The sequence below is a fragment of the Rhodopseudomonas sp. BR0G17 genome (genome assembly GCF_010907025.1).
GTDB lineage: Bacteria > Pseudomonadota > Alphaproteobacteria > Rhizobiales > Xanthobacteraceae > Rhodopseudomonas > Rhodopseudomonas palustris_H.
This window is the reverse complement of the sequence record NZ_QUML01000016.1, coordinates 72182-91592: the sequence shown is the minus strand read 5'-3', so window position 1 is coordinate 91592 and position 19411 is coordinate 72182. Positions and strand designations below refer to the sequence as shown.

The 19411-nt window shown below is 65.6% G+C and carries 24 protein-coding genes; 11 read left to right on the top strand and 13 right to left on the bottom strand.

The annotated features are described in order from the left end of the window. Positions 1–2: 2 nt before the first annotated feature. On the top strand, positions 3–428 hold the full coding sequence (locus DY467_RS14380; protein WP_164636934.1) for a DUF3574 domain-containing protein: 426 nt from the start codon (positions 3–5) through the stop codon (positions 426–428). Here the strand turns inward: DY467_RS14380 and DY467_RS14375 are convergent. From DY467_RS14375 to DY467_RS14365, 3 genes are all read right to left on the bottom strand, one after another. Then, complete coding sequence (locus DY467_RS14375; protein WP_107345193.1) at positions 418–615, bottom strand: TenA/THI-4 family protein; 198 nt, start codon at positions 613–615, stop codon at positions 418–420. The genes DY467_RS14380 and DY467_RS14375 overlap by 11 nt on opposite strands. A 43-nt stretch (positions 616–658) precedes the next feature. Beyond that, a complete protein-coding gene (locus tag DY467_RS14370; protein ID WP_107346663.1) occupies positions 659–910 on the bottom strand; it encodes a transcriptional regulator in 252 nt (83 codons plus the stop codon). Positions 911–1009: 99 nt separating this feature from the next. After that, a complete protein-coding gene (locus tag DY467_RS14365) occupies positions 1010–1219 on the bottom strand; it encodes a cold-shock protein (RefSeq protein ID WP_107346662.1) in 210 nt (69 codons plus the stop codon). A gap of 278 nt (positions 1220–1497) precedes the next feature. On the opposite strand from DY467_RS14365, the gene DY467_RS14360 reads away from it, so the two are divergent. Together DY467_RS14360 and DY467_RS14355 are read left to right on the top strand one after the other, a co-directional pair. Further along, positions 1498–2751 (top strand): arsenic transporter, encoded by a 1254-nt coding sequence (locus DY467_RS14360; protein WP_164636931.1) that lies wholly within the window; start codon positions 1498–1500, stop codon positions 2749–2751. A 116-nt stretch (positions 2752–2867) separates the two neighbouring features. Then, positions 2868–3605, top strand: a complete 738-nt coding sequence (locus DY467_RS14355; RefSeq protein WP_164636928.1) for a DUF3750 domain-containing protein — start codon at positions 2868–2870, stop codon at positions 3603–3605. Here DY467_RS14355 and yidD read toward each other — a convergent pair. Continuing rightward, entirely contained in the window at positions 3592–3981 is a 390-nt protein-coding gene (yidD, locus tag DY467_RS14350; protein ID WP_164636925.1) for a membrane protein insertion efficiency factor YidD, read from the bottom strand. The genes DY467_RS14355 and yidD overlap by 14 nt on opposite strands. Before the next feature lie 240 nt (positions 3982–4221). Here yidD and DY467_RS14345 point away from each other — a divergent pair, with 240 nt between their 5' ends. Beyond that, a complete protein-coding gene (locus tag DY467_RS14345; protein WP_164636922.1) occupies positions 4222–5112 on the top strand; it encodes a COG3904 family protein in 891 nt (296 codons plus the stop codon). A gap of 140 nt (positions 5113–5252) precedes the next feature. Here DY467_RS14345 and DY467_RS14340 read toward each other — a convergent pair whose 3' ends face one another. Beyond that, positions 5253–5705, bottom strand: coding sequence for an iron-sulfur cluster assembly scaffold protein (locus DY467_RS14340; RefSeq protein WP_012496819.1), 453 nt, complete (start codon positions 5703–5705; stop codon positions 5253–5255). A 268-nt stretch (positions 5706–5973) separates the two neighbouring features. Here DY467_RS14340 and folE point away from each other — a divergent pair, with 268 nt between their 5' ends. Further along, the gene (gene folE, locus DY467_RS14335; protein WP_107345188.1) at positions 5974–6663 is read left to right on the top strand and encodes a GTP cyclohydrolase I FolE; all 690 of its coding nucleotides are present in this window, start codon (positions 5974–5976) and stop codon (positions 6661–6663) included. Between the two features lie 28 nt (positions 6664–6691). Further along, positions 6692–7147, top strand: a complete 456-nt coding sequence (gene hisI / locus DY467_RS14330; protein WP_164573025.1) for a phosphoribosyl-AMP cyclohydrolase — start codon at positions 6692–6694, stop codon at positions 7145–7147. A 9-nt stretch (positions 7148–7156) separates the two neighbouring features. On the opposite strand, the gene DY467_RS14325 is transcribed toward hisI, so the two are convergent. Then, positions 7157–7864, bottom strand: coding sequence for a hypothetical protein (locus DY467_RS14325; RefSeq protein WP_164636918.1), 708 nt, complete (start codon positions 7862–7864; stop codon positions 7157–7159). A 194-nt stretch (positions 7865–8058) separates the two neighbouring features. On the opposite strand from DY467_RS14325, the gene DY467_RS14320 reads away from it, so the two are divergent. Then, on the top strand, positions 8059–9099 hold the full coding sequence (locus tag DY467_RS14320) for a transglycosylase SLT domain-containing protein (protein WP_164636916.1): 1041 nt from the start codon (positions 8059–8061) through the stop codon (positions 9097–9099). A 7-nt stretch (positions 9100–9106) separates the two neighbouring features. Here the strand turns inward: DY467_RS14320 and DY467_RS14315 are convergent, their stop codons facing one another. The 5 genes from DY467_RS14315 to DY467_RS14295 all read right to left on the bottom strand — a co-directional run bounded on the left by DY467_RS14315 (position 9107) and on the right by DY467_RS14295 (position 14513). Further along, positions 9107–10054: a LysR family transcriptional regulator gene (locus DY467_RS14315; RefSeq protein WP_164636913.1), complete on the bottom strand. Its 948-nt coding sequence runs from the start codon at positions 10052–10054 to the stop codon at positions 9107–9109. A 78-nt stretch (positions 10055–10132) separates the two neighbouring features. Further along, a complete protein-coding gene (locus DY467_RS14310; RefSeq protein ID WP_164636911.1) occupies positions 10133–11806 on the bottom strand; it encodes a carbon-nitrogen hydrolase family protein in 1674 nt (557 codons plus the stop codon). 60 nt (positions 11807–11866) lie between these two features. After that, positions 11867–12664: an ABC transporter ATP-binding protein gene (locus tag DY467_RS14305; RefSeq protein WP_234832200.1), complete on the bottom strand. Its 798-nt coding sequence runs from the start codon at positions 12662–12664 to the stop codon at positions 11867–11869. 35 nt (positions 12665–12699) lie between these two features. After that, complete coding sequence (locus DY467_RS14300) at positions 12700–13692, bottom strand: ABC transporter substrate-binding protein (protein ID WP_164636906.1); 993 nt, start codon at positions 13690–13692, stop codon at positions 12700–12702. Between the two features lie 35 nt (positions 13693–13727). Continuing rightward, the gene (locus DY467_RS14295; protein WP_119017966.1) at positions 13728–14513 is read right to left on the bottom strand and encodes an ABC transporter permease; all 786 of its coding nucleotides are present in this window, start codon (positions 14511–14513) and stop codon (positions 13728–13730) included. Positions 14514–14958: 445 nt separating this feature from the next. Here DY467_RS14295 and DY467_RS14290 point away from each other — a divergent pair, with 445 nt between their 5' ends. After that, positions 14959–16128 (top strand): DUF2336 domain-containing protein, encoded by a 1170-nt coding sequence (locus tag DY467_RS14290; RefSeq protein ID WP_164636904.1) that lies wholly within the window; start codon positions 14959–14961, stop codon positions 16126–16128. Positions 16129–16281: 153 nt separating this feature from the next. On the opposite strand, the gene DY467_RS14285 is transcribed toward DY467_RS14290, so the two are convergent. Continuing rightward, a complete protein-coding gene (locus DY467_RS14285; RefSeq protein WP_164636902.1) occupies positions 16282–16872 on the bottom strand; it encodes an Hpt domain-containing protein in 591 nt (196 codons plus the stop codon). Positions 16873–16889: 17 nt separating this feature from the next. Further along, positions 16890–17435 carry a response regulator gene (locus DY467_RS14280; RefSeq protein WP_011158922.1) on the bottom strand — a complete coding sequence of 182 codons (546 nt, stop codon included), beginning with the start codon at positions 17433–17435 and terminating at the stop codon, positions 16890–16892. Between the two features lie 225 nt (positions 17436–17660). Here DY467_RS14280 and DY467_RS14275 point away from each other — a divergent pair, with 225 nt between their 5' ends. The 3 genes from DY467_RS14275 to DY467_RS14270 all read left to right on the top strand — a co-directional run bounded on the left by DY467_RS14275 (position 17661) and on the right by DY467_RS14270 (position 19352). Next, a complete protein-coding gene (locus DY467_RS14275) occupies positions 17661–17846 on the top strand; it encodes a hypothetical protein (RefSeq protein ID WP_234822247.1) in 186 nt (61 codons plus the stop codon). A 363-nt stretch (positions 17847–18209) separates the two neighbouring features. Then, positions 18210–18386: a hypothetical protein gene (locus DY467_RS26220; RefSeq protein ID WP_011158920.1), complete on the top strand. Its 177-nt coding sequence runs from the start codon at positions 18210–18212 to the stop codon at positions 18384–18386. 261 nt (positions 18387–18647) lie between these two features. Continuing rightward, positions 18648–19352 (top strand): SDR family oxidoreductase, encoded by a 705-nt coding sequence (locus tag DY467_RS14270; protein ID WP_164636900.1) that lies wholly within the window; start codon positions 18648–18650, stop codon positions 19350–19352. The last annotated feature ends 59 nt before the right edge of the window (positions 19353–19411 follow it).

The following is a 19411-nucleotide window of genomic DNA, read 5'->3' as shown; positions in this document are numbered from 1 at the left end:
AGATGCCGAAGCCGGTCCTGACACGGCTGCTGATAGCCTGCTTTGCTGCGGCGTCGCTCGGCGGTTGCGCGACGTTGCCGGCGCCGGCGTGTCTGCCGCCATCGCAGCCGATGCTGAGTGCCGAACTGGCATTCGGCCGCAATATCGGCGACCGGCTCGGCGTCAGCGATGCCGAGTTCAAGCGTTTCACCGCGGAAGAAATCACGCCGCGGTTTCCGGATGGGCTGACGGTGGTGGATAGCGTCGGGCAGTGGCGCGACAGCGAGCGCGGCCACATCGTTCGGGAAAAGGCCAAGCTGGTGACGCTGGTGTTCGCCGAGGATCCGGCCAAGCGCGCGGCGCTGAGCGCCATCGCCGACGCCTATAAGCAGCGTTTCAAGCAGCAGGCGGTGATGATCTCGGTGCGGCCGAGCTGCGTCAGCTTCTGAGCGCAGCGGCGGTGCCGCGCTCGGTGATCTGATAGTGCGTCGACCGGGGATCGACCGAGGAGCGCTTCAGCCAGCCGAGCTCGACGAGATTTTCGAACGGCTTCTGCTCGCGCGCGCCGAACACCTGGCGGCGGCCGCCGTTGGTCTGAATATCGCGGATCAGCTTGAAATCGTCGGCGGTCGCCATCGTCGTCTCCAGCCGGGACCGCGCAAGCAGCACTCCGCACGCGTCAGCTTACGGACGTCTTGCGCGCCCGCTTCTTCGGCGTGGCCGCCGATGGATCTGCCGAAGCCGCCGCAGCGGCCTGTTCGGCCTCGCGGGCGAGCCGCAGCGCGCGCAGCCGCTCCATGTTCTTGCGAAGCGCGACGCCTTCGCGTGCGACCTCCGCCATCCGCTGCGCGCCTTCCTGCTGTTCGAGCGCCTTGCGGCGAGCCCGTTCGATGCTGGTCGGGGAGGGAGTGGTGGTCTTCTTGTCAGTCATATCCGTCTCCTTCGGCACGCGCGGCAAAACCCGCTCGATCGCAGGGATCGAACGGGCCCATCTGCCGTTTCAGTACATCCGTGAAACGGAGACGCCGGATCAAGCCAGCGCGAGATTTTCCGCGCTGCTCTTGCCGCGCATTCTGTCAACCTTCACCTCGAACGAGACCTGCTGGCCTTCGGCGAGGCCGGACAGCCCGGCGCGCTCAACCGCGCTGATGTGCACGAACACGTCGTTGCCGCCGTCGTTCGGCGCGATGAAGCCAAAACCCTTTTGGCCGTTGAACCACTTTACGGTACCAGTCGTCATTTCCATTCTCCAAAGCACATCGTCCGCGCCAACGTGGCACGTGACGTTTCAACTAATCGATGACTTTGGGAAGGAGCCCGCGGGCGCATTCAGAAAGGCACAGCGGCTAATCGAATAACCAAACCGTATAGCATCTGCCCCTGTCATACAAGGACTATATTGTCGCGCGCTGCCTGCAGGGACTGCAACCGTACCGATAGAGACAATCGCAGCATCATCGCTTATCGATTAGTTCCGCTTCCTTCAGCTTGATGTTCCACTTCGCAATGCCAAGTTTCATGCTCTCCCACGATTCTGTTCTGACCTGGAGTATCGTCGCCCTCGCCACCGCAGGGGTTATCATTCGGCCGCTGCGCTGGCCCGAAGCGGTATGGGCGGTCGCGGGCGCGGTGGCGCTAGTCGTGCTCGGTTTGCTGTCGTGGCAGGACGCGCTCGCCGGCGTGCGCAACGGCATCGACGTATATCTGTTCCTGATCGGCATGATGCTGATCGCCGAACTGGCTCAGCGCGAGGGGCTGTTCGATTATCTCGCGGCGTTCGCGGTCCAACACGCGCACGGTTCGCCGCAGCGGCTGTTCCTTTTGGTGTATGTCGTCGGCGTGTTCGTGACGGCGCTGCTCTCGAACGACGCCACCGCGATCGTATTGACCCCGGCGGTGTATGCGGCGACGCGTGCGGCAGGCGCTGCGCCGCTGCCGTATCTGTTCGTCTGCGCCTTCATCGCCAATGCGGCGAGCTTCGTGCTGCCGATCGCCAACCCGGCCAACCTGGTGGTGTTCGGCGAGCACATGCCGCATCTCGGCGGCTGGCTGCAGCAATTCACGCTGCCGTCGCTGGCGGCGATCGTCGCGACCTATCTGGTGCTGCGTCTGGCGCTGCGCCGTTCGCTCGCCGCGCAGAGGATCGAGATGCGAGTCGAGACGCCGCATCTGTCGCGCGGCGGCAAGCTCGCCGCCGTCGGCATCGGCGCGATCGCGATCGTGCTGCTGACGGCTTCGGCGCTCGATGTCGCGCTCGGGCTGCCGACCTTCGTGTGCGGCCTCGTCACTACTGCGGTGGTGTTGGCGGTCGCTCGGCAGTCGCCGGTTCCCGTACTGAAGGGCGTATCGTGGAGCGTGGTGCCGCTGGTTGCTGGCCTGTTTGTGATGGTCGAGGCGCTGAGCCGCACCGGCGTGATCGGAGCGCTCGGCGGCCTGCTGCGCGAGGCGGTGGCGGATGCGCCGCGGCTCGGTTCGTGGGCGGCCGGCATCGTCACCGCGATCGCCTGCAACATCGGCAACAATCTGCCGGTCGGCCTCGTCGCCGGCTCGGTCGCAGCCGACAATCACCTGCCGCGTGAGACCATCGCGGCGCTGCTGATCGGCGTCGATTTGGGGCCGAACTTCTCGGTCACCGGCTCGCTCGCCACCATCCTGTGGCTGGTGGTGCTGCGCCGGAACCAGATCGAAGTCTCGGCCTGGCGGTTCCTTAAGCTCGGCCTCGTGGTGACGCCGCCGGCGCTGATCGCAGCGCTCGCAGCGGCAGTGTGGTGATCCTCTCGGCGCTGCTAACAACGCGCCGTTCCTGCACGTCCGCGTGATCGGTTCTGGCGAGCGCAGGGGTGCCGTCTATATTCTTCGGTGTCCTCCTTCGCATTGACCATCCCCACGTGAGACGTTTTGTGCTGATCCTGTTGTTGTTGCTGATCGTGCCGATCGCCGTGTCGGCCGGAAAATACTGGCTGGGCGATCGCAGCGTCGACTGGCAGAGCGCCGACCGTTCCAGCGCCGGGCTGTTGCCGCCAGCGGCGCAGAATCCCGATGCGGTGGTGCGGGTGTTTGCCGCGCGTACGGTGCGCTGGCGCGGCATCTTCGCCGTGCACAGCTGGATCGTGGTGAAGCAGGCGAACGCATCGCGCTACACCCGCTACGACTACACCGCGTGGGGCACACCGATCCGCGTCAACGGTTTCGTCGCCGACGGTCGCTGGTTTGGCGACGAGCCACAGCTGATCGCGGCCGCCGACGGCGAGGCCGCCGCGGCGATGATCCCGAAGATCGAGGCCGCGGTGAAAGGCTACAAGCTCGCCGCGTACGGCGACTATCGCGCCTGGCCGGGACCGAACTCCAATACCTTCGTGGCTGCGGTGATCGCGGCGGTCCCGGAACTGCGCACCACGCTGCCGCCGACCGCCATCGGCAAGGACTATCCATGGGACGGCGGCTGGGTTGCCGTGACGCCGTCCGGCACCGGTGTCCGCGCCACGCTCGGCGGTTATCTCGGCCTGACGCTCGGCTGGATCGAGGGTCTCGAACTCAACGTGCTCGGCGCCGTCATCGGCCTCGACCTGCGCCGGCCGGCGGTCAAACTGCCGGGTCTCGGCCGCATCGGTGTCAGTGCGGCGTAAGCTGCGAATGTGAGCCGCAGCCGCATGGCGCGGCAACATCCGGCGGCGGCGCGTTGACGCCGCGCCAGCGGGCGTAGCGCCACGGCAGATACCAATGTGCGCCGGGCGGCGGGACTTGCGGAACCAGATCGATCCCGGACGTGCCCCACGGCTGGCAGCGCAACAGTCGCGCCAGCGTCATCCAGCCGCCCGCCCACAGTCCGAATCTGCTGATCGCTTCGTCCCCGTACATCGAGCAGGTCGGATAGTGCCGGCAGTTGTAGCCAACCAGCGGCGAAAGCGTGTGACGATACAGCCATATCAGTCCACGCCCGATGTTCCGCGGCAGTCGCAGCACCGCTGCGATCCAATCAGTTCCGTGACTTGGTAGTTGCATGAGCAGATGCCGTTTCGATGAGCGGCGGTTTGCGCGGTTCCGTTGCGGGGAACCGCGAGGCGCCGACATTTGCGCAACACTTCACCCGAAACTCGCGCGCTGTTGAGCGCATCGCAGCAAAACGCGGTGGTGTTTGCGGTTGATCAAAGTTAGCTTTTTCACAACGGTTAAGTAACAGACACGTGACAGATTCGCGTTGGAACTTGTGACGCAGTTGCTGCCGGAGCGAAGGAAGCCAGGTTGGGACGCGCAGTTCTTTCTTGTCTGAACGGTGGGGCGCTGGGGCTGGTCGCAACGCTCGGCATCGTTCTACTCGGGTTCGCAGCCGACAGCAGCATTCCTGTCACGGCCGGCGCCGCCAGTCTCGAAGCGCGGCGGCAGCCGATGAAGTTCGGCTGGGTCGCCTGTGATCCGGATTGCGGCGGCTGGATCAGCGCCATCGGCATTGTCACCACCGACACCCCGAAGGATTTCGAGGACTTCGCCCGCGATCGCAAGCTCGGCGGCGCCACCGTTGTGCTGGATTCGAGCGGTGGCTCGGTCAACGACGCCATCACGCTCGGCCGGCGCTGGCGCAAGCTCGGGCTGGCCACCACGGTCGGCACCAGCGTGCCGTCGGCGTCGCCGCTCGGCAGCCGCGCCCGGATCGAGCCCGGCGCCTACTGCGAATCGATGTGCGTGTTCCTGCTGCTCGCCGGCAACTCCCGCTATGTGCCGGAAGGCGCCCATGTCCGGGTTCACCAGATCTGGATGGGCGACCGCGCCGAGGATGCCCGCGCCGCCAGCTACACCGCACAGGACATGTCGATCGTCGAGCGCGACATCGGCCGGTTGGCGAAGTTTACGTTCGAGATGGGCGGCACCGGCGATCTGCTGTCGCTCGCCCTCAGCGTGCCGCCGTGGGAAGACCTGCACGAGCTGTCACGGCAGGAGTTGCGTGACACCAACCTGATCACCACCCAGGCGATCGCCGATCTGTTGCCCGGCCTCGCCGGTGCATCGGCCAAGACCGTGGCATCGGCCGAGCCGAAGCCGGTCCAGGACCGCTTCACCCCGCAGCCGGCGGCCGCCACCAAGACCGCCGAAGCGCTCCCGACCGGCGGCACCGCCGCGGCGCAGCCGGGGCACTGAACCAAGCAACGTCATTCCGGGGCGCTCGCGACAGCGAGCGAACCCGGAATCCCGAGATTGCTGTGCGTTGTCTTTCACAAAGTCGAGATTCCGGGTTCACGCGCTCCGCGCGTGCCCCGGAATGACTCGTGGAGGGGTGCTTAGGCTGTCGCCTTGGCGCCGTCGTTTTGCGCTTCGATCTGTCCGATCGCGTCGACCACCGCGTCGAAGGTCAGCAGCGTCGAGGCGTGGCGGGCCTTGTAGTCGCGGACCGGCTCAAGCATCGCGATGTCGGCCCATTTGCCGTCGGGTGGGGCGCCGTTCTCTTTTAGCATCTTGCGCACGGTCTCGCGCAACGCTTTGAGTTCGCTGGCGGTCGAGCCGACCACGTGGCTCGCCATGATCGACGACGAGGCTTGGCCGAGCGCGCAGGCTTTGACGATGTGGGCGAAGTCGGTGACGGTGTCGCCGTCCATCTTGAGGTCGATCGTCACGGTCGAGCCGCACAGTTTGGAATGCGCGGTGGCGCTGGCGTCGGGATGCTCCAGTCGCCCGATCCGCGGAATATTGCCGGCCAGTTCGATGATGCGCTTGTTGTAGACGTCGTTGAGCATGCCGCGAATTCCGATGCCGGCGCTGGGCACGCCGGTCGCCCGGAGGCGGCGACCTTGGCGGTTCCGGCTTGCCGTCTTATATAGGAAGCGTGGCTTTCGAAATGAAGCCTCGCCGTGCGGCTGACTGTGCCGCGCGGAGGCCGCGAGCCGAAATCGGTCAAACACTTGGCCGGCCGGGCTCGCCGAAGGGATCAAGACGACCGGCTGTTGTCCGCCCGTCTGCCCGGTGACACATCCGGCCCAACAAGGCCGGTCGAACGGAGAGAAGATGGACGCCAAAATCAAGCCGATCCGCGGCACCAAGCCGGCCGAAGGCCGCCCCGAATTCCAGCCCGCCGAGCTCGATCCGTCCGAGTTCCTCGAAGTCGCGGTGCAGCCCGATCAGCCGCGCCCGTCGCGCGCCGAGGCGGAAGCCGCGGTGAAGACGCTGCTGTCCTATATCGGCGAGAACACCGAGCGCGAGGGCCTGCTCGACACCCCGCGCCGGGTGGTCGAAGCCTATGACGAACTGTTCCAGGGCTATCACCAGTGTCCGAAGGAAGTGCTGGAGCGCACCTTCGGCGAGACCGCCGGCTATGACGACTTCGTCCTGGTCCGCAACATCAGCTTCACCTCGCACTGCGAACACCACGTGATGCCGTTCTACGGCAAGGCGCACATCGCCTATACGCCGGTGGAGCGCGTGGTCGGGCTGTCGAAGCTGGCGCGACTGGTCGACATCTTCGCCCGCCGCCTGCAGACTCAGGAGCATCTAACCGCGCAGATCGCCGCCGCGATCGACGAGGTGCTGAAGCCGCGTGGCGTCGCGGTGCTGCTCGAAGCCGAGCACACCTGCATGTCGGTGCGCGGCATCGCCAAGAAGGGCGCCACCACCTTCACCAGCCGCTACACCGGCGTGTTCCGCGACAATCCGGCGGAGCAGGCGCGGTTCATGTCGATGGTCAGGGACCGCGGCTAACGCGCGAGTCCTGCAAGGCAATTCAATCGTGTCCAGCGAATCGCGTTCAAGTTCTTCACCCGTTGCGCCCGATGATGTCGAGGAAGGCGTTGTGCTGCGCCCGAAATTCGACGCGCACGGGCTCGTCACCTGCGTCGCCACCGATGCGCGGACCGGCGACGTGCTGATGGTCGCGTTTATGAACGACGAAGCGCTCGACCGCACCATCCAGACCGGCGAGGCCTGGTACTACAGCCGCTCGCGCAAGCGGCTGTGGAAGAAGGGCGAGACCTCCGGCCACATCCAGAAGGTGCTGGAGATGCGGGTCGACTGCGACCAGGACGCGGTGTGGATCAAGGTCGACCAGACCGGCGGCGCCGCCTGTCACACCGGCCGCCACTCCTGCTTCTACCGCCGCATCGACCGCGGCGGCGACGGCGCGCCGGTGCTGATCGAAACCGACTCCGAGCGCAAGTTCGACCCGGACAAGGTCTACGGCAAATAGCCCTGCGGATCAGGCCAGCCGGCTGGCGACCTCACGCTGCTGCTGCACCAAGTCCGGACCGGCCTTCGCGCCGGTCGGATCTGCAATGCTGTCGATGTAATCCAGCGCGGCCGATCGCAATTGGCCATCCTTCAGGCTGATCACACCCGACAGCGTCTGAATATTCATCGAGCGGGCGTTGTAGTTGCTCCAGGCGGTTTGCTGCTGCTTGCTGCCCGGGGCGCTGGAGCCCTTTTCCTTGTTGTAGAGCTCGAGCGCGGCGTTTGCCGCCTTCAGCGCGTTCAGCCCGGAGATTTCCTTCAGCTCCTTGGCGACGTCAGGATTGTCGGCGAAGTACTTCTCGATCTTCGCTTTCCAGGGCCCTTCGGCGGTGACGTTGCCGAATTTGTCGACCTGCAGCCTGACGGCGTCATCGAGATTGACGTTCAATTTCTTGAACGCGTCGGTGAGCTTGGCGGTCAAGGCATCGGTACGCTTCTGCAGGCTCTCGTCGAACGACAGCGCGAGCTGTTCGGTGGCCGCCTTGTCGGCTTTGGCCTTGTCGAGAATCGCTTTGGCGCGGTCGGACAGCGTGACGGTGTCGACCGCACCCGTGGCCGCGGTGGTGGCCGATTGCGATGTTGTCGATGCGGTGGCGGATGGAATCGCGCCGGCCTGCGCCTGGCTCGCCAAAAAGGCCGAGGTCCCAGCGGTGGTGGAGTTGGTGATCGCGGTCATGGCTTTCTCCCGATGACTCTGCGCCCCGGTCAAACTCCGAGCGGACTGGCATGAGGCTAGCCATCTTAGGTTAAGCGGGCGTCAAAACGCCCGCCTAGGCTGTATCGGGTTTCGGTCGTTAATACTGCGTTAACCATAATCCCGCAGGGTCGCCGTCACGGAAGGGCGCTCGCAGCGGAGAGCGGGCAGGGGCTATGACGGTCGAGATTTCAAATCCGGCGGTGATGATCGTCGATCCGGCGCGGACCAAGGTCGCCGGCGCGATCAAGCAGGCTGCCGGCGCCACCGGCACCAGCTTCCAGTATCTGCTCGCCACCGCCAAGATGGAGTCGGACTTCAACCCGACCGCTCAGGCCAGCACTTCATCGGCACAGGGCTTGTTCCAGTTCATCGAGCAGACCTGGCTCGGCACCGTGAAGGAAGCCGGCGCGCAGCTCGGCTACGGCCAATATGCCGATTCCATCACCCGCTCGGCTTCGGGCAGCTATTCGGTCAGCGACCCGTCGGCGCGCGCCGCGATCATGAATCTGCGCAACGATCCGGTGGTGTCCTCGGCGATGGCCGGGGTGCTGACGCAGTCGAACAGCTTCAAGCTCACCGGCGAGATTGGCCGCCGCCCGTCGGATGCCGAACTCTACATGGCGCACTTCATGGGCGTGGCCGGTGCCGCCAAGCTGATCAACGCCGCGAGCGACACCCCCAACGTCGCCGGTGCCGCACTGTTTCCCTCGGCGGCGGCGGCCAACCAGTCGATCTTCTACGACCGCTCCGGCAACGCCCGCAGCGTCTCCGAGGTGTATTCCAATCTCGCGACGCGCTACGAGGCGGCCGCCAATGCACCCGCAACGCAGAGCGCGATCGCCTCGGTCGCCGGCCTGCCGGTGACGCTGGCTTCGGCCGCACCGCAAGTGCCGGTCGACAACGCCGCGTATCTGGCGAGCTTCCCGGACGTACGCAACGTCACGCCCGCGCAAGGCAGCGACGCAACGCGCACCGCGACATCACAGCGCGGCAACGAGCCGATGTTCCGTTCGCTGTTCCTCGGCGGCGACCGCGCCGAACCTGTATCGCCCGCGGTGCAATCGCTGTGGACCTCTCCGTCGCAGACGGCCATGCCGTCACAGACGACGATTCCGTCACAGACCGCGCTACCGGATCTGCCGCGGACTCCCGAAGTCCGCACGCCGACTCCGCTCGATCTGTTCAGCGATCGCAACGGCACGTTCGCGAGCTGAGCTTAGTTCAGCCATTCCGCTTGCGGCGACTGCGCTGATTTTGCACCGAGTTCAGGAACGCCTTGTCGGCTTCGATCCGCTTTTCAAGAAACGTCGTGACCGCCTTGATCCGCGCGACGTGAAGCAGGTCTTCGTGGACCGACAGCCAGATGTCGCGCGTGGTGAACAGTTCGGGCATCACCGGAATTAGCTCGGTATTGCCGGACGCCACGTAGGATGGCAGCATTGCGATCCCTTGGCCGGCCGACACGGCGATCGACTGTGCCACCAGGCTGGTGCTGCGGAAGATCGTGTGCGGCGGCCGTAGCACGTCGGACAGCCAGCGGTTTTCCTTGCTGTAGATGTAGTCCTCGATGAAATCGATGAAGGCGTGGGTTTCCAGATCCTTCACCGTTGTCGGTGGGCTTCGGCCTCCGAAATACGCATCCGTCGCGTACAGCGAGATCCGGAATTCGCCGACCTTCTTGATCGACAGTCGCTTTCCGTGCGGCCGGAAGAAGCTGACGAAGATATCCGCTTCGCGCCGGCTGAGGTCGAGCAGCCGCGTGTCGGTGATCAGCTCGATCTGGATCGACGGGTAGATCCGGTTGAAGTCGGCGATGCAGCGCGTGAGATAAAAGCTGCCGATCCCCTCCATCGCGGCGATCCGCACCGCACCGCCGGCATCGGCGGTATCGGTCCCGATCGCCTCGACGATCGAGTTCGCCTGGCTTTCCATGCCCTCGGCATATTGCAGCAGCCGCATCCCGATCTCGGTCAGCGTGAAGCCCGACTTGCTGCGCTTGAACAGTGTCGAATTGAGGCTGCGCTCCAGCTCGCGGACGCGGCGGCTGACGGTGGTGTGGTCGACCTTGAGCTTGGCGGCGGCGCGGACCAGACTGCGCTGCCGCGCCACTTCGAGGAAATAGACGACGTCGTTCCAGTCGTACCTGATGGTGCGCTGAGTCTTCGCCACGCCCGCTGCGGTCTCCCCGGCACGGCCGGCGCCGATGCGCCGACCTTCCGTTTGTGTCCGGACAGCCACCGAACGGGACTACGCCGCGACGATGGGAGCGTACGTCTCCACCAGCCGGTTTGCAAACATGTCGACCTTCGGGATCATCATCTTCTGGCGGCAGACCGCCAGATCGATGTGCTTGGGCATCACCGCGCCGAGCTTCATGACGCGCGGCGCTGCGATGTTGATGTCCCACTGCGGGAAGCCAGTCGGCGGGATCACCACGCTGCCGCCGGGGTAGGGGCTGTCGACCCGGTTGGCGAGCACGATCGCGACCCGATTGTCCTCGGCACGCGGTACAGCGAGCAGTTCGCGTTCGAACGGCTCACGCAGCGCCGCCGGCCATAGGATGATGTCGGCCGCGCCGATCGCGAGGCAGCGCGAGGTTTCCGGAAACACCGCGTCATAGCCCGACATCACGCCGATGCGGCCGAACGGCGTGTCGAACACCGGATAGTCGAAGCCGGCGACGGCCCATTTGCGCTCCTCGGCGGTGAGATGCGTCTTGCGATAGCGGCCGATCTCCTTGCCGTCCGGGCCGATCAGCACGGTGGTGACATAGAGCCCCGCAGCGGCACGCTCGACGATCGGCGCGGCGATCAGGCAGCCGTAGCGCGCGCTGATCTTTGCCACTGCGGCAAGGTTGGCCGCGGCCTGATCGGCGGCCGCAGCCGCTTCCGCGGGCGTCAGGATGTACTGCGCACTGAACGCGTATTCGGGCAGGGTGATCACCTTGGCACCGAGCTTGGCGGTGTGGTCGACCATGTCGAGCACCTCCGCGACGCTGCACTCGGGCGTCACGTGCATCTGCACCGCCGCCACCTTGGTCACCGATTTCGACGGGATCAGCGGACGATCGGCGACGCCATAGACCGGGGTCTTCTCATAGGGCAGCGCCATGATGCCGTAGGTCTCGGGGCGGCGATCGGCGATCTTGTCGTTGGCGGTGTAGATCGACTTGTCGGCAGCGGCGTCGAGATCGATGGTAGCGATCGATAGGCCGTGGGTGTCGTACGGCACCTTGGAGAGCACGCGGCCGTTCGGATCGACGATCATGCTGCCGCCCGGATAGTAGATCGAACGCTCATAGCCGGCCTTGGTGGCGGCCACCAGCCAGACGCCGTTTTCGTAAGAGCGCGCCGGGCCCCACATGTCGGCCTGGTCCATCGCGAAGAAGTTCGCCATGTCGACGATCACCTCGGCGCCCTGCATCGTCATGGCGCGGAAGATCTCGGGGATGCGGCCGTCGAAGCAGATCAAGAGGCCGATCTTGCCGAGGTCGGTGTCGACCACCGGGCAGCCGCGCTCACCGAACGCGAACCAGTTCTGGTCGTGGGTGGCGAGGAACTGCTTGTGATAGTGGCAGGCGACCTCGCCCTTGCGATCGAACATGATGCCGGTGTTGAAGATCTTCTCTTTGGCCGGATCCCATTCGGTGATGCCGCTGGCGATATAGACGCCGTGCTTGCGGCTGAGCGCCGCCAGCGCTTTCACAAACGGACCGTCGGTCAGCGTCTCGGCCAGTTCGCGGCAATGCTCCGGCGAGTCGAACAGATAGCCGGTGTCCATGCATTCCGGGAACACGATCAGCTCGGCACCCTGCCGGACCGCGTCCTCGACGTAAGCCGTCGCGAGCGCAATGTTGAAATCGAAATCGCCCAACTTGGCGAGTGTCTGCACCGCAGCGGCGCGAAACCGGCGCTTCGTCATGTCAGTCTCCAGATTGTAGGGGTGGTTCGGATCTTTCAGGCCCGGCTCAGCCGGCGCCCGTCATTTCTTCACTTCCTGCCAGAAGCGATCGAGGCAGTGACGCTTGAGCGTCATGAACGCATCGCCGGTGGTGACGGCGCGGTCGCGCGGCCACGGCAGACCGATCTCGACGATTTCGGCGACCTTGGTGGGGCGCCGCGTCAGCAGCACCAGCTTGTCGGCCTGCTCGATCGCCTCGTCGAGGTCGTGCGACACCAGCAGCATCGTGGTCTTCGTCTTCATGAAGATCTTCTGCAGCTGCTCGCGCATCGACATCGTCATCTCGTAGTCGAGCGCCGAGAACGGCTCGTCGAGAAACAACACCTCCGGCTCGGTCACCAATGCGCGCAGGATCGACACCGTCTGCTGCTGCCCGCCCGACAGCGTGTAGGGATAGGCATTGAGATCGATGCGGATCTCGAACTCGGCCAGCAGCTTCTCGATCCGCCGCTTGCGCTCGGCGCGCGGCACGCCCATCACCTTGAGCGGGTAGTGGATGTTGTCGATCGCCTTCAGCCAGGGAAACAGCGCCTCGCGATAGTTCTGGAATACGTAGGAGATCCGCGTCTCGCTGATGCGCTGGCCGTCGTACAGCACCTCACCAGCGTCCATCGGCATCAAGCCCGAGATCATGTTGATCAGCGTGCTCTTGCCACAGCCGTTGGGACCGAACACCGAGATGAACTGGCCGAGCGGCAAGTCCAGATCGAAGCCGTCGTAGATGACGGCGTCGTTGAACGTCTTGCGCAGGCCGCGGATCGTCATCTTCGCCTGCCGACCGGGCTTCGCGGCGGGGGGCGTCGGTGCAGTTTCGGTCATCGGCTCCGGCCGCAATTGGAGGACGCTGCTCGGCCTCATTCGCCGAGATCCGCCTTGGTCAGCAGCTTCTCGCGAACGTTGATCGGCCCCGGCACCACGCCTTCGGCGATGAACACATCGACCAGCGCCTGATAAGATTTGACGTCCGTGTCGTTGAGATCCTTGAAGCCGCGCAAGTAAGGCTGCGCCACCAGATCGAGCTGATCGGCCTTGATCGGCGTGTAGGCCGGCAGCACCGCTTTGTATTTGTTGAAGTCGGCGTTGACGAGGTCGGTGGCCTGATCGATCACCGCAACGACGCGGCGGGCGACGTCGGGGCGCTCTGTCATGAACTTGGTCGTCATCACCGAGGCGCCGGAATAGAACGGATCGGCGATCACGCTGGCAACCGGATTGGTCATCGCGCGCTTGGCCTTGCCGGACGCGACCGCGATCGAGCCGACCGGCTCCAGCGACAGCGTGGCGTCGGCCGTGCCGCCGACGACCGCCGGCACCTGCATCGAGACCGCGAGATCGACCAGCTTGACGTCCTTATCCGGATCGAGGCCCGCCGCCTTCACCATATGACGGGAGATCGTTCGCCACTGGATGCCGGGCACGTGGCCGAGCGTCTTGCCCTTGAGATCGGCGAAGCTCTTGATGGTGCTGTCCGGCTTGACGATCAGCCCGTCGTTGATGCGGTCGACCTTGATGCCGCCGCCCTGCAGTCCGAAGACCTTCAGCTTGCCGGGAAATTTCGACTCCGCGATCATCGCGATGCCGGCGGCAGCGCCGGGCGGACCGAAATCGGCGCGGCCGGCGATCAGCGCGTCGATGATCTGGTTCGGCGATTCCATCTTGGCGGAGTCGATCTCGATGCAGGCCTTCTCGAACAGCTTCTGATCGAGCGCGACGTAGTACGCGGTGGTCTGCATGATCGGCAGCCAGGCCGCAGTGACCTTGTCCATCTTGTCGCAGGCCGCGTGCGCGCCGCCGACGGTCGAGAGCGCAGCCGTGAGCGTGGCGGCCAGCAGGAATGATTTGGACATCGTCGTCTCCTTGTGAACGAGGGCAGCGGTGCGGATCATTTGCCCGACCAGTGGATGATCGAGCGCTCGATAAACAGCAGGATCAGATTGAGGCCGTAGCCCATCGCGCCGGCGATCAGGATCGAGCCGTACATGTCGGTGAGCGAGTAGGAGATCTGCGCATCGATGATGCGGTGGCCCATGCCGTCGGTGGCGCCGATGAACATCTCGGCGACGATGATCACCACCAGCGCTAGCGACACCGCCGTGCGGAGCCCGATGAAGGTCTGCGGCAAGGTCTCGAAGAAGATGACGTCGCGGAAGATGCGCAGCGAGGACGCGCCCATCGAGCGCGCGGCGAGGATGCGGGTCTGCCGCGCATTCATCACGCCGTAGGCGACATTGAACACGATCACCAGCCACGCTGCGAATGCCGCCACAGCGATCTTGGCGAGATCGCCGAGCCCGAACAGCAGCAGGAACAGTGGAAACATCGCGGTCGCCGGCGTCGAGCGGAAGAAGTCGACGATGAATTCGACCGAGCGATACACCGCTGCCTTGGCACCGAGCACGATGCCGACCGGTACGCCCGCGACGATCGCAATCGCGATCGAGTAAGCGACGCGGACCATGGTGTGCCAGAAATCCTTGGTCATGCTGCCGGACCAGATCGCAGCAGCGGTGTCGCGAAGGGTGTCGACCGGGGAGGGCAGCAGATCCTTGTTGACCCAGCCGCCACGCGCGGCGAGCCACCAGACGCCGAACAGCAGCAGCGGACCGACAGCGAGTTCGGTCGCGCGTCGCAACCTTGCTGTGGTGGCTTTCGAGATGGCTGTTTGCACGGCGCTCTCCTGCTGATCAGGTCGAAGTCGTTAGTTAGTTCGCTCATCATCGCTGACGGCGGCGCGATGAAAATGACGAATTGTGCAACGCAATGTGCAAAACTGCATATTCAAATCGGCAGGATGAGCGATCAATCTGTAATCATACACTGTCGAGATTGTGGGCAGTCTGGCGCCTTCCGCGGCTTCGCAAGCTGCTGGTTGCCGAGCTCGGAGACGACGAGACATCGCGTGCGGAGCTATTCGTTCGCGGAGCGGCTTCAAGTTCGCGGTGGCACGCGGACGTCTGTGGTTGGGCAAGTTTCCGCCCCACGGTGGAGCCTTAACGAAACGTCAACGAACTCAGCCGGTTATGGTGAACCCTTTGTTAAGGGGCATGGTTTATTGATCGTTTATGAGAGGCGCCGAACAGGCGTGAGGTGAAGTTGCGTCGGCCGGAAGTGTCATGATTGTTCGGCAGTTCATCAGTTGGATCCGTCACGCACCGGCCGGCGAACGCGCCGAAGCCACCCGCGCTCTCGCCCGCGCCTGGTTGATTTCCGATCTCACGATCGACGACCGCATCGCCGCCGAAGGCGCACTGCTGCTGATGCTGGATGATCCCGCTGCCCAGGTGCGGCAGGCGATCGCCGAAGTGTTCGCATCCCATCCCGACGCCCCGCCGACGATCGTGCGCGCGCTCGCCTCCGATCAGGCCTCGGTGGCGCTGCCGGTGCTGGAGTTCTCGCCGCTCTTGCTCGACGCCGATCTGGTCGACATCGTCGCCACCGGCGACAACGCCGTCCAATGCGCGGTGGCGCGCCGTTTCCAACTGCCCGCCGCGGTGTGCGCGGCGATCGCCGAGGTCGGCTCACCCGCCGCGGCGCTGGAGCTGATCGAAAATCCGCACGCCGAACTGGCGCCGTTCTCCTGGGACCGCATCGTCGAGCGTCACGGCCATCTCGCCGCGATCCGCGAGTCGATGCTGGCGCTGCCCGACCTGCCGGCGGCGACGCGGCTCGCGCTTGTGGCGAAGCTGTCCGACACCTTGCAGCAATTCGTGGTGGCACGCGGCTGGCTCAGCGCCGACCGCGCCGCGCGCGCGACCGGCGAGGCGATGGATCGCTCCACCATCGCGATCGCGTCGCGCGCCCGCGGCGCCGACATGGCGGCGTTGATGCGGCACCTGTGCGAGACCCGCACGCTGACTGCGGGACTGATCCTGCGCGCGCTGCTATCCGGCAATCTCCTGCTGGTCGAACACGCGCTCGCCGAACTCTCCGGCACCGCGCCGGCGCGGGTTGCGGCGTTGCTCGCCGACGGCGGCCGCGCGTCGCTCAACGCGCTGCTCGGCCGCGCCGGGCTGCCGGAAACCGTCTTCCCGGCGTTCCGCGCCGCGCTTGCCGCCGAGCGCGAGATCGGCTTCGTCGCCAACGAATCCAGCGCCGCACGGCTGCGCCGCCGTATGGTCGAGCGGGTGCTGACCCAGTGCGAGACCGATCCGGATGCCGCGGGCCCGCTGTTGATCCTGCTGCGCCGCTTCGCCACCGAATTCGCCCGCGAAGAAGCCGCCGCGCTGCGCGACGAAGTGATCGCCGAAGAAGCCAGCTGGCGCTATACGCCGGTCGCGGCGTAGCACAGCCCTGCAAGCCAACGATGAGTCATTCCGGGGCGCTTGCGTAGCAAGCGAACCCGGAATCTCGCGCTGTTGAGAGCTCGGCGTCGTCACAGCCTCTGGATTCCGGTTTCGCCGCTACGCGGCGTCCCGGAATGACGAGCCATCGGCGACCTACTCGTCCGGTGCGATGCTCGGGGCGAGGATGGCTTCGAGGTGTTCGGGGCGATCGCGGTTGACGGCGGCGAGGTAGTCGTCGGCGACGCCGCGCAGCTTGCGGTTCAGCGCCCGCTGCACCTCGGACTTCTGGCCGCCGGCGCCTTCGCGGACGATCGCCTGGATCGCGGCGACATGGTTGGCGATCAGTTCGGCCGGGACTTTGGCGAGATCGGGCGCGTGCTCGATGATCCGGCACAGGCTGGCGGCGGTCGCGGCCGCGGCCGGAAAGCCGAAGGTGGCGGCGTCGCCCTTGATGTCGTGGGCGGCGCGAAACAGCGCGGCGCGGCTGTCCTTGGTGACGCCATCGCGCACCAGATCGGCATGAGCGGCGGCGAGCCGCTGGCATTCCTCGGCCATCCAGTCGCCGAACTCGCCGGACAGCGAGGCCAGCGCGGCTTCGGCGCGCGCCACCGGATCGTCGGCGGTCTCAACCGGGGCGTCCTCGGCCAGCCGCCGCATCGCGCGGCGCAGCGGGTTGGCCTGGGTGATCACCTGATGGGTCGGGAAGGTCGCGACCTGAATGTCGCCGGGGCGTGGCTTGCTCATGGCTCTCGAAACGCCTGCTAGGTGTTGACCCGGGCCTTATCGAGCAGCGAGGGCTGCTGGATGATGTCCGCTTCGCCGCCGTGGCGCCGCTCCGGGCCGATATAGCCGGCGGTGGTGTTGCGGCGGCGGTCGGGGCCGAAGTAATTGCGGGTGCGGATGAACGGGCGCGGGCTCGCCACCACGTTGAGGATGCGCTGATACAGGCCCTTCGACGAGATCGGCTTGGCGAGGAATTCGGTGACGCCGGCATCGCGCGCCAGCGTCACGCGGCGCTTTTCCGAATGCGCGGTCAGCATGATGATCGGCGCATACGGATTGCCCTTGGCTTCCGGCTGCCGGATCATCTGCGCCAGCTCCAGCCCGTCGAAGATTGGCATTTCCCAATCGGTGATCAGGATGTCGGGCGAATAGTGGCTGTACATTTCCAGCGCGGTGGCGCCGTCTTCGGCCTCATAGACCTCGCGGGTGCCGAACGAGTGCAGCAGCGTGCGCAGGATGCGCCGCATATGCGGATTGTCGTCGCAAATCAGGAAGCGCAGCTTGTTGAAGTCGATCCGATACATGGCCCGGCCCGGGAGCGCTGTGCGCCGATAAACGTTGCGTTAACGATAGCGGCGCGTCGTTAAGGAAGGGTTGAGGGCTCCGGTGGCCGGCAGGCAGGCGGCGAGGGGCGACTTTCGGCTGCGACCGGATATCGCACCTTTGGCGAATCCGGCGGCGCGAGATCGCAGTGGCGGTGGAACCCGAAATCGTGCCGACTAGGGAGTGTACTGATTCGGATGGCGCGCATGACCACGACCACCCCGCATTGCCCGACCTGCAACCTTCCGCTGGAGCTGATCGGCAATCGGCCGCTGGTGCAGGGCTATCAGGTGCGCGAATACAAATGCTCGACCTGCGAGACGGTGACCCACCGCGCGATGCCGTGGGACCATTCGCTGACCGAGCCGCACGGGCCATTCTATCACGAGTAGCTTCGATGCGATCACGCCCCGCACCGGCCGGACCGTCCGCGGCACGATCGCTCCCCGACATCCCGCTTGCTGATAGAGGTCGCCGCGGCGCACGTCGCTCGCGCCGCTTAGCAGTGCGTCACGCTTGCCGTGTGCGCCCTCGTTGCGCTGCACTGCACAACAGATCGCTTAATCAGCGATTATCCATTGCACACGACAGACGCATCGGAGCGGCGATCGGTTGTTCCCGGTCATTCATGATTATGACTCCGGCGCCTAGCATCATGTATCGTTCATGCAGCGACGCAGCCGGCTGTCCCAGCCGGCCTGCGCGCCACGCGGCCCGCCCGCCAGCGGCCGTGCTCATCAAGGAAAGGGACGACCATGGGTGACGACGTCGTAGCGTTCGCAGTGTTCACGCTGATCTGCAGCGCGTTCCTCGCCGGACTGATGTTCAACTACACCCGCCGCATCAACCGCCTGCGTAGCACCGTCTCCGCCCTGACCACCCTGACCGAGCTCGTCCCGCAACCTGTGCCGGTGCGCAGCAAGAAGGGCTGAGCGCCCGACCGGCGTTTTTCGCGCGGCGCGGACAACCTCTTCCCAAGTCATTCCGGGGCGCGCGCAAAGCGCGCGAACCCGGAATCTCACGTCGCGTACCGCATGGCCATGCGTCCCGTCGCATCGTAAAGCCCTACATCCTTCGTCTCTGATTGCTTTGTGATCGCGCCACCGCCGCGCCGCCGTTCGCTCGGCGCGCCGTTGCTGCTATCACGCGCGGGGCAGGCCGGTGCCGGCCCGCAGCAGCAGACGGAGGCAAGCATGGCAGTCGACAAAGTAGCCCTGATCACCGCGGGCGGTAGCGGCATGGGAGCTGCGGCGGCGCGCCGGCTGGCCGCGGACGGCTTCCGCGTCGGAGTGCTGTCGTCGTCGGGAAAGGGTGAAGCGCTGGCGCGCGAGCTCGGCGGCCTCGGCGTCACCGGATCGAACCAGTCGAACGACGATTTGAAGCGCCTGGTCGATCAGGCGATGGCGCAGTGGGGCCGCATCGACGTGCTGGTCAACAGCGCCGGCCACGGCCCGCGCGCGCCGATCCTCGAGATCACCGACGAGCAATGGCATCAGGGCCTCGACGTCTATTTCCTCAACGTCGTCCGCGCGACGCGGCTGGTGGCGCCGATCATGCAGCAGCAGAAGGCCGGCGCCATCATCAACATCTCGACCGCCTGGGCGTTCGAGCCGAGCGCGATGTTTCCGACCTCGGCGGTGGCGCGGGCCGGGCTCGCCGCCTACACCAAGATCTTCGCCGACCAATACGCCGCCGACAATGTCCGGATGAACAACGTGCTGCCCGGCTGGATCGACAGCCTGCCGGCCACCGAACAGCGCCGCGACACCGTGCCGATGAAGCGCTACGGCACCAGCGCCGAAATCGCCGCCACCATCGCTTTCTTGGCTTCCGACGGCGCCGCTTACATCACGGGGCAGAACATCCGGGTGGATGGGGGCCTGACGCGGGCGGTGTGACGGCGAGCCACCTGCGGACCGCAGGCCATTCAAGGGCGACAACACAAGCCACACCTCGC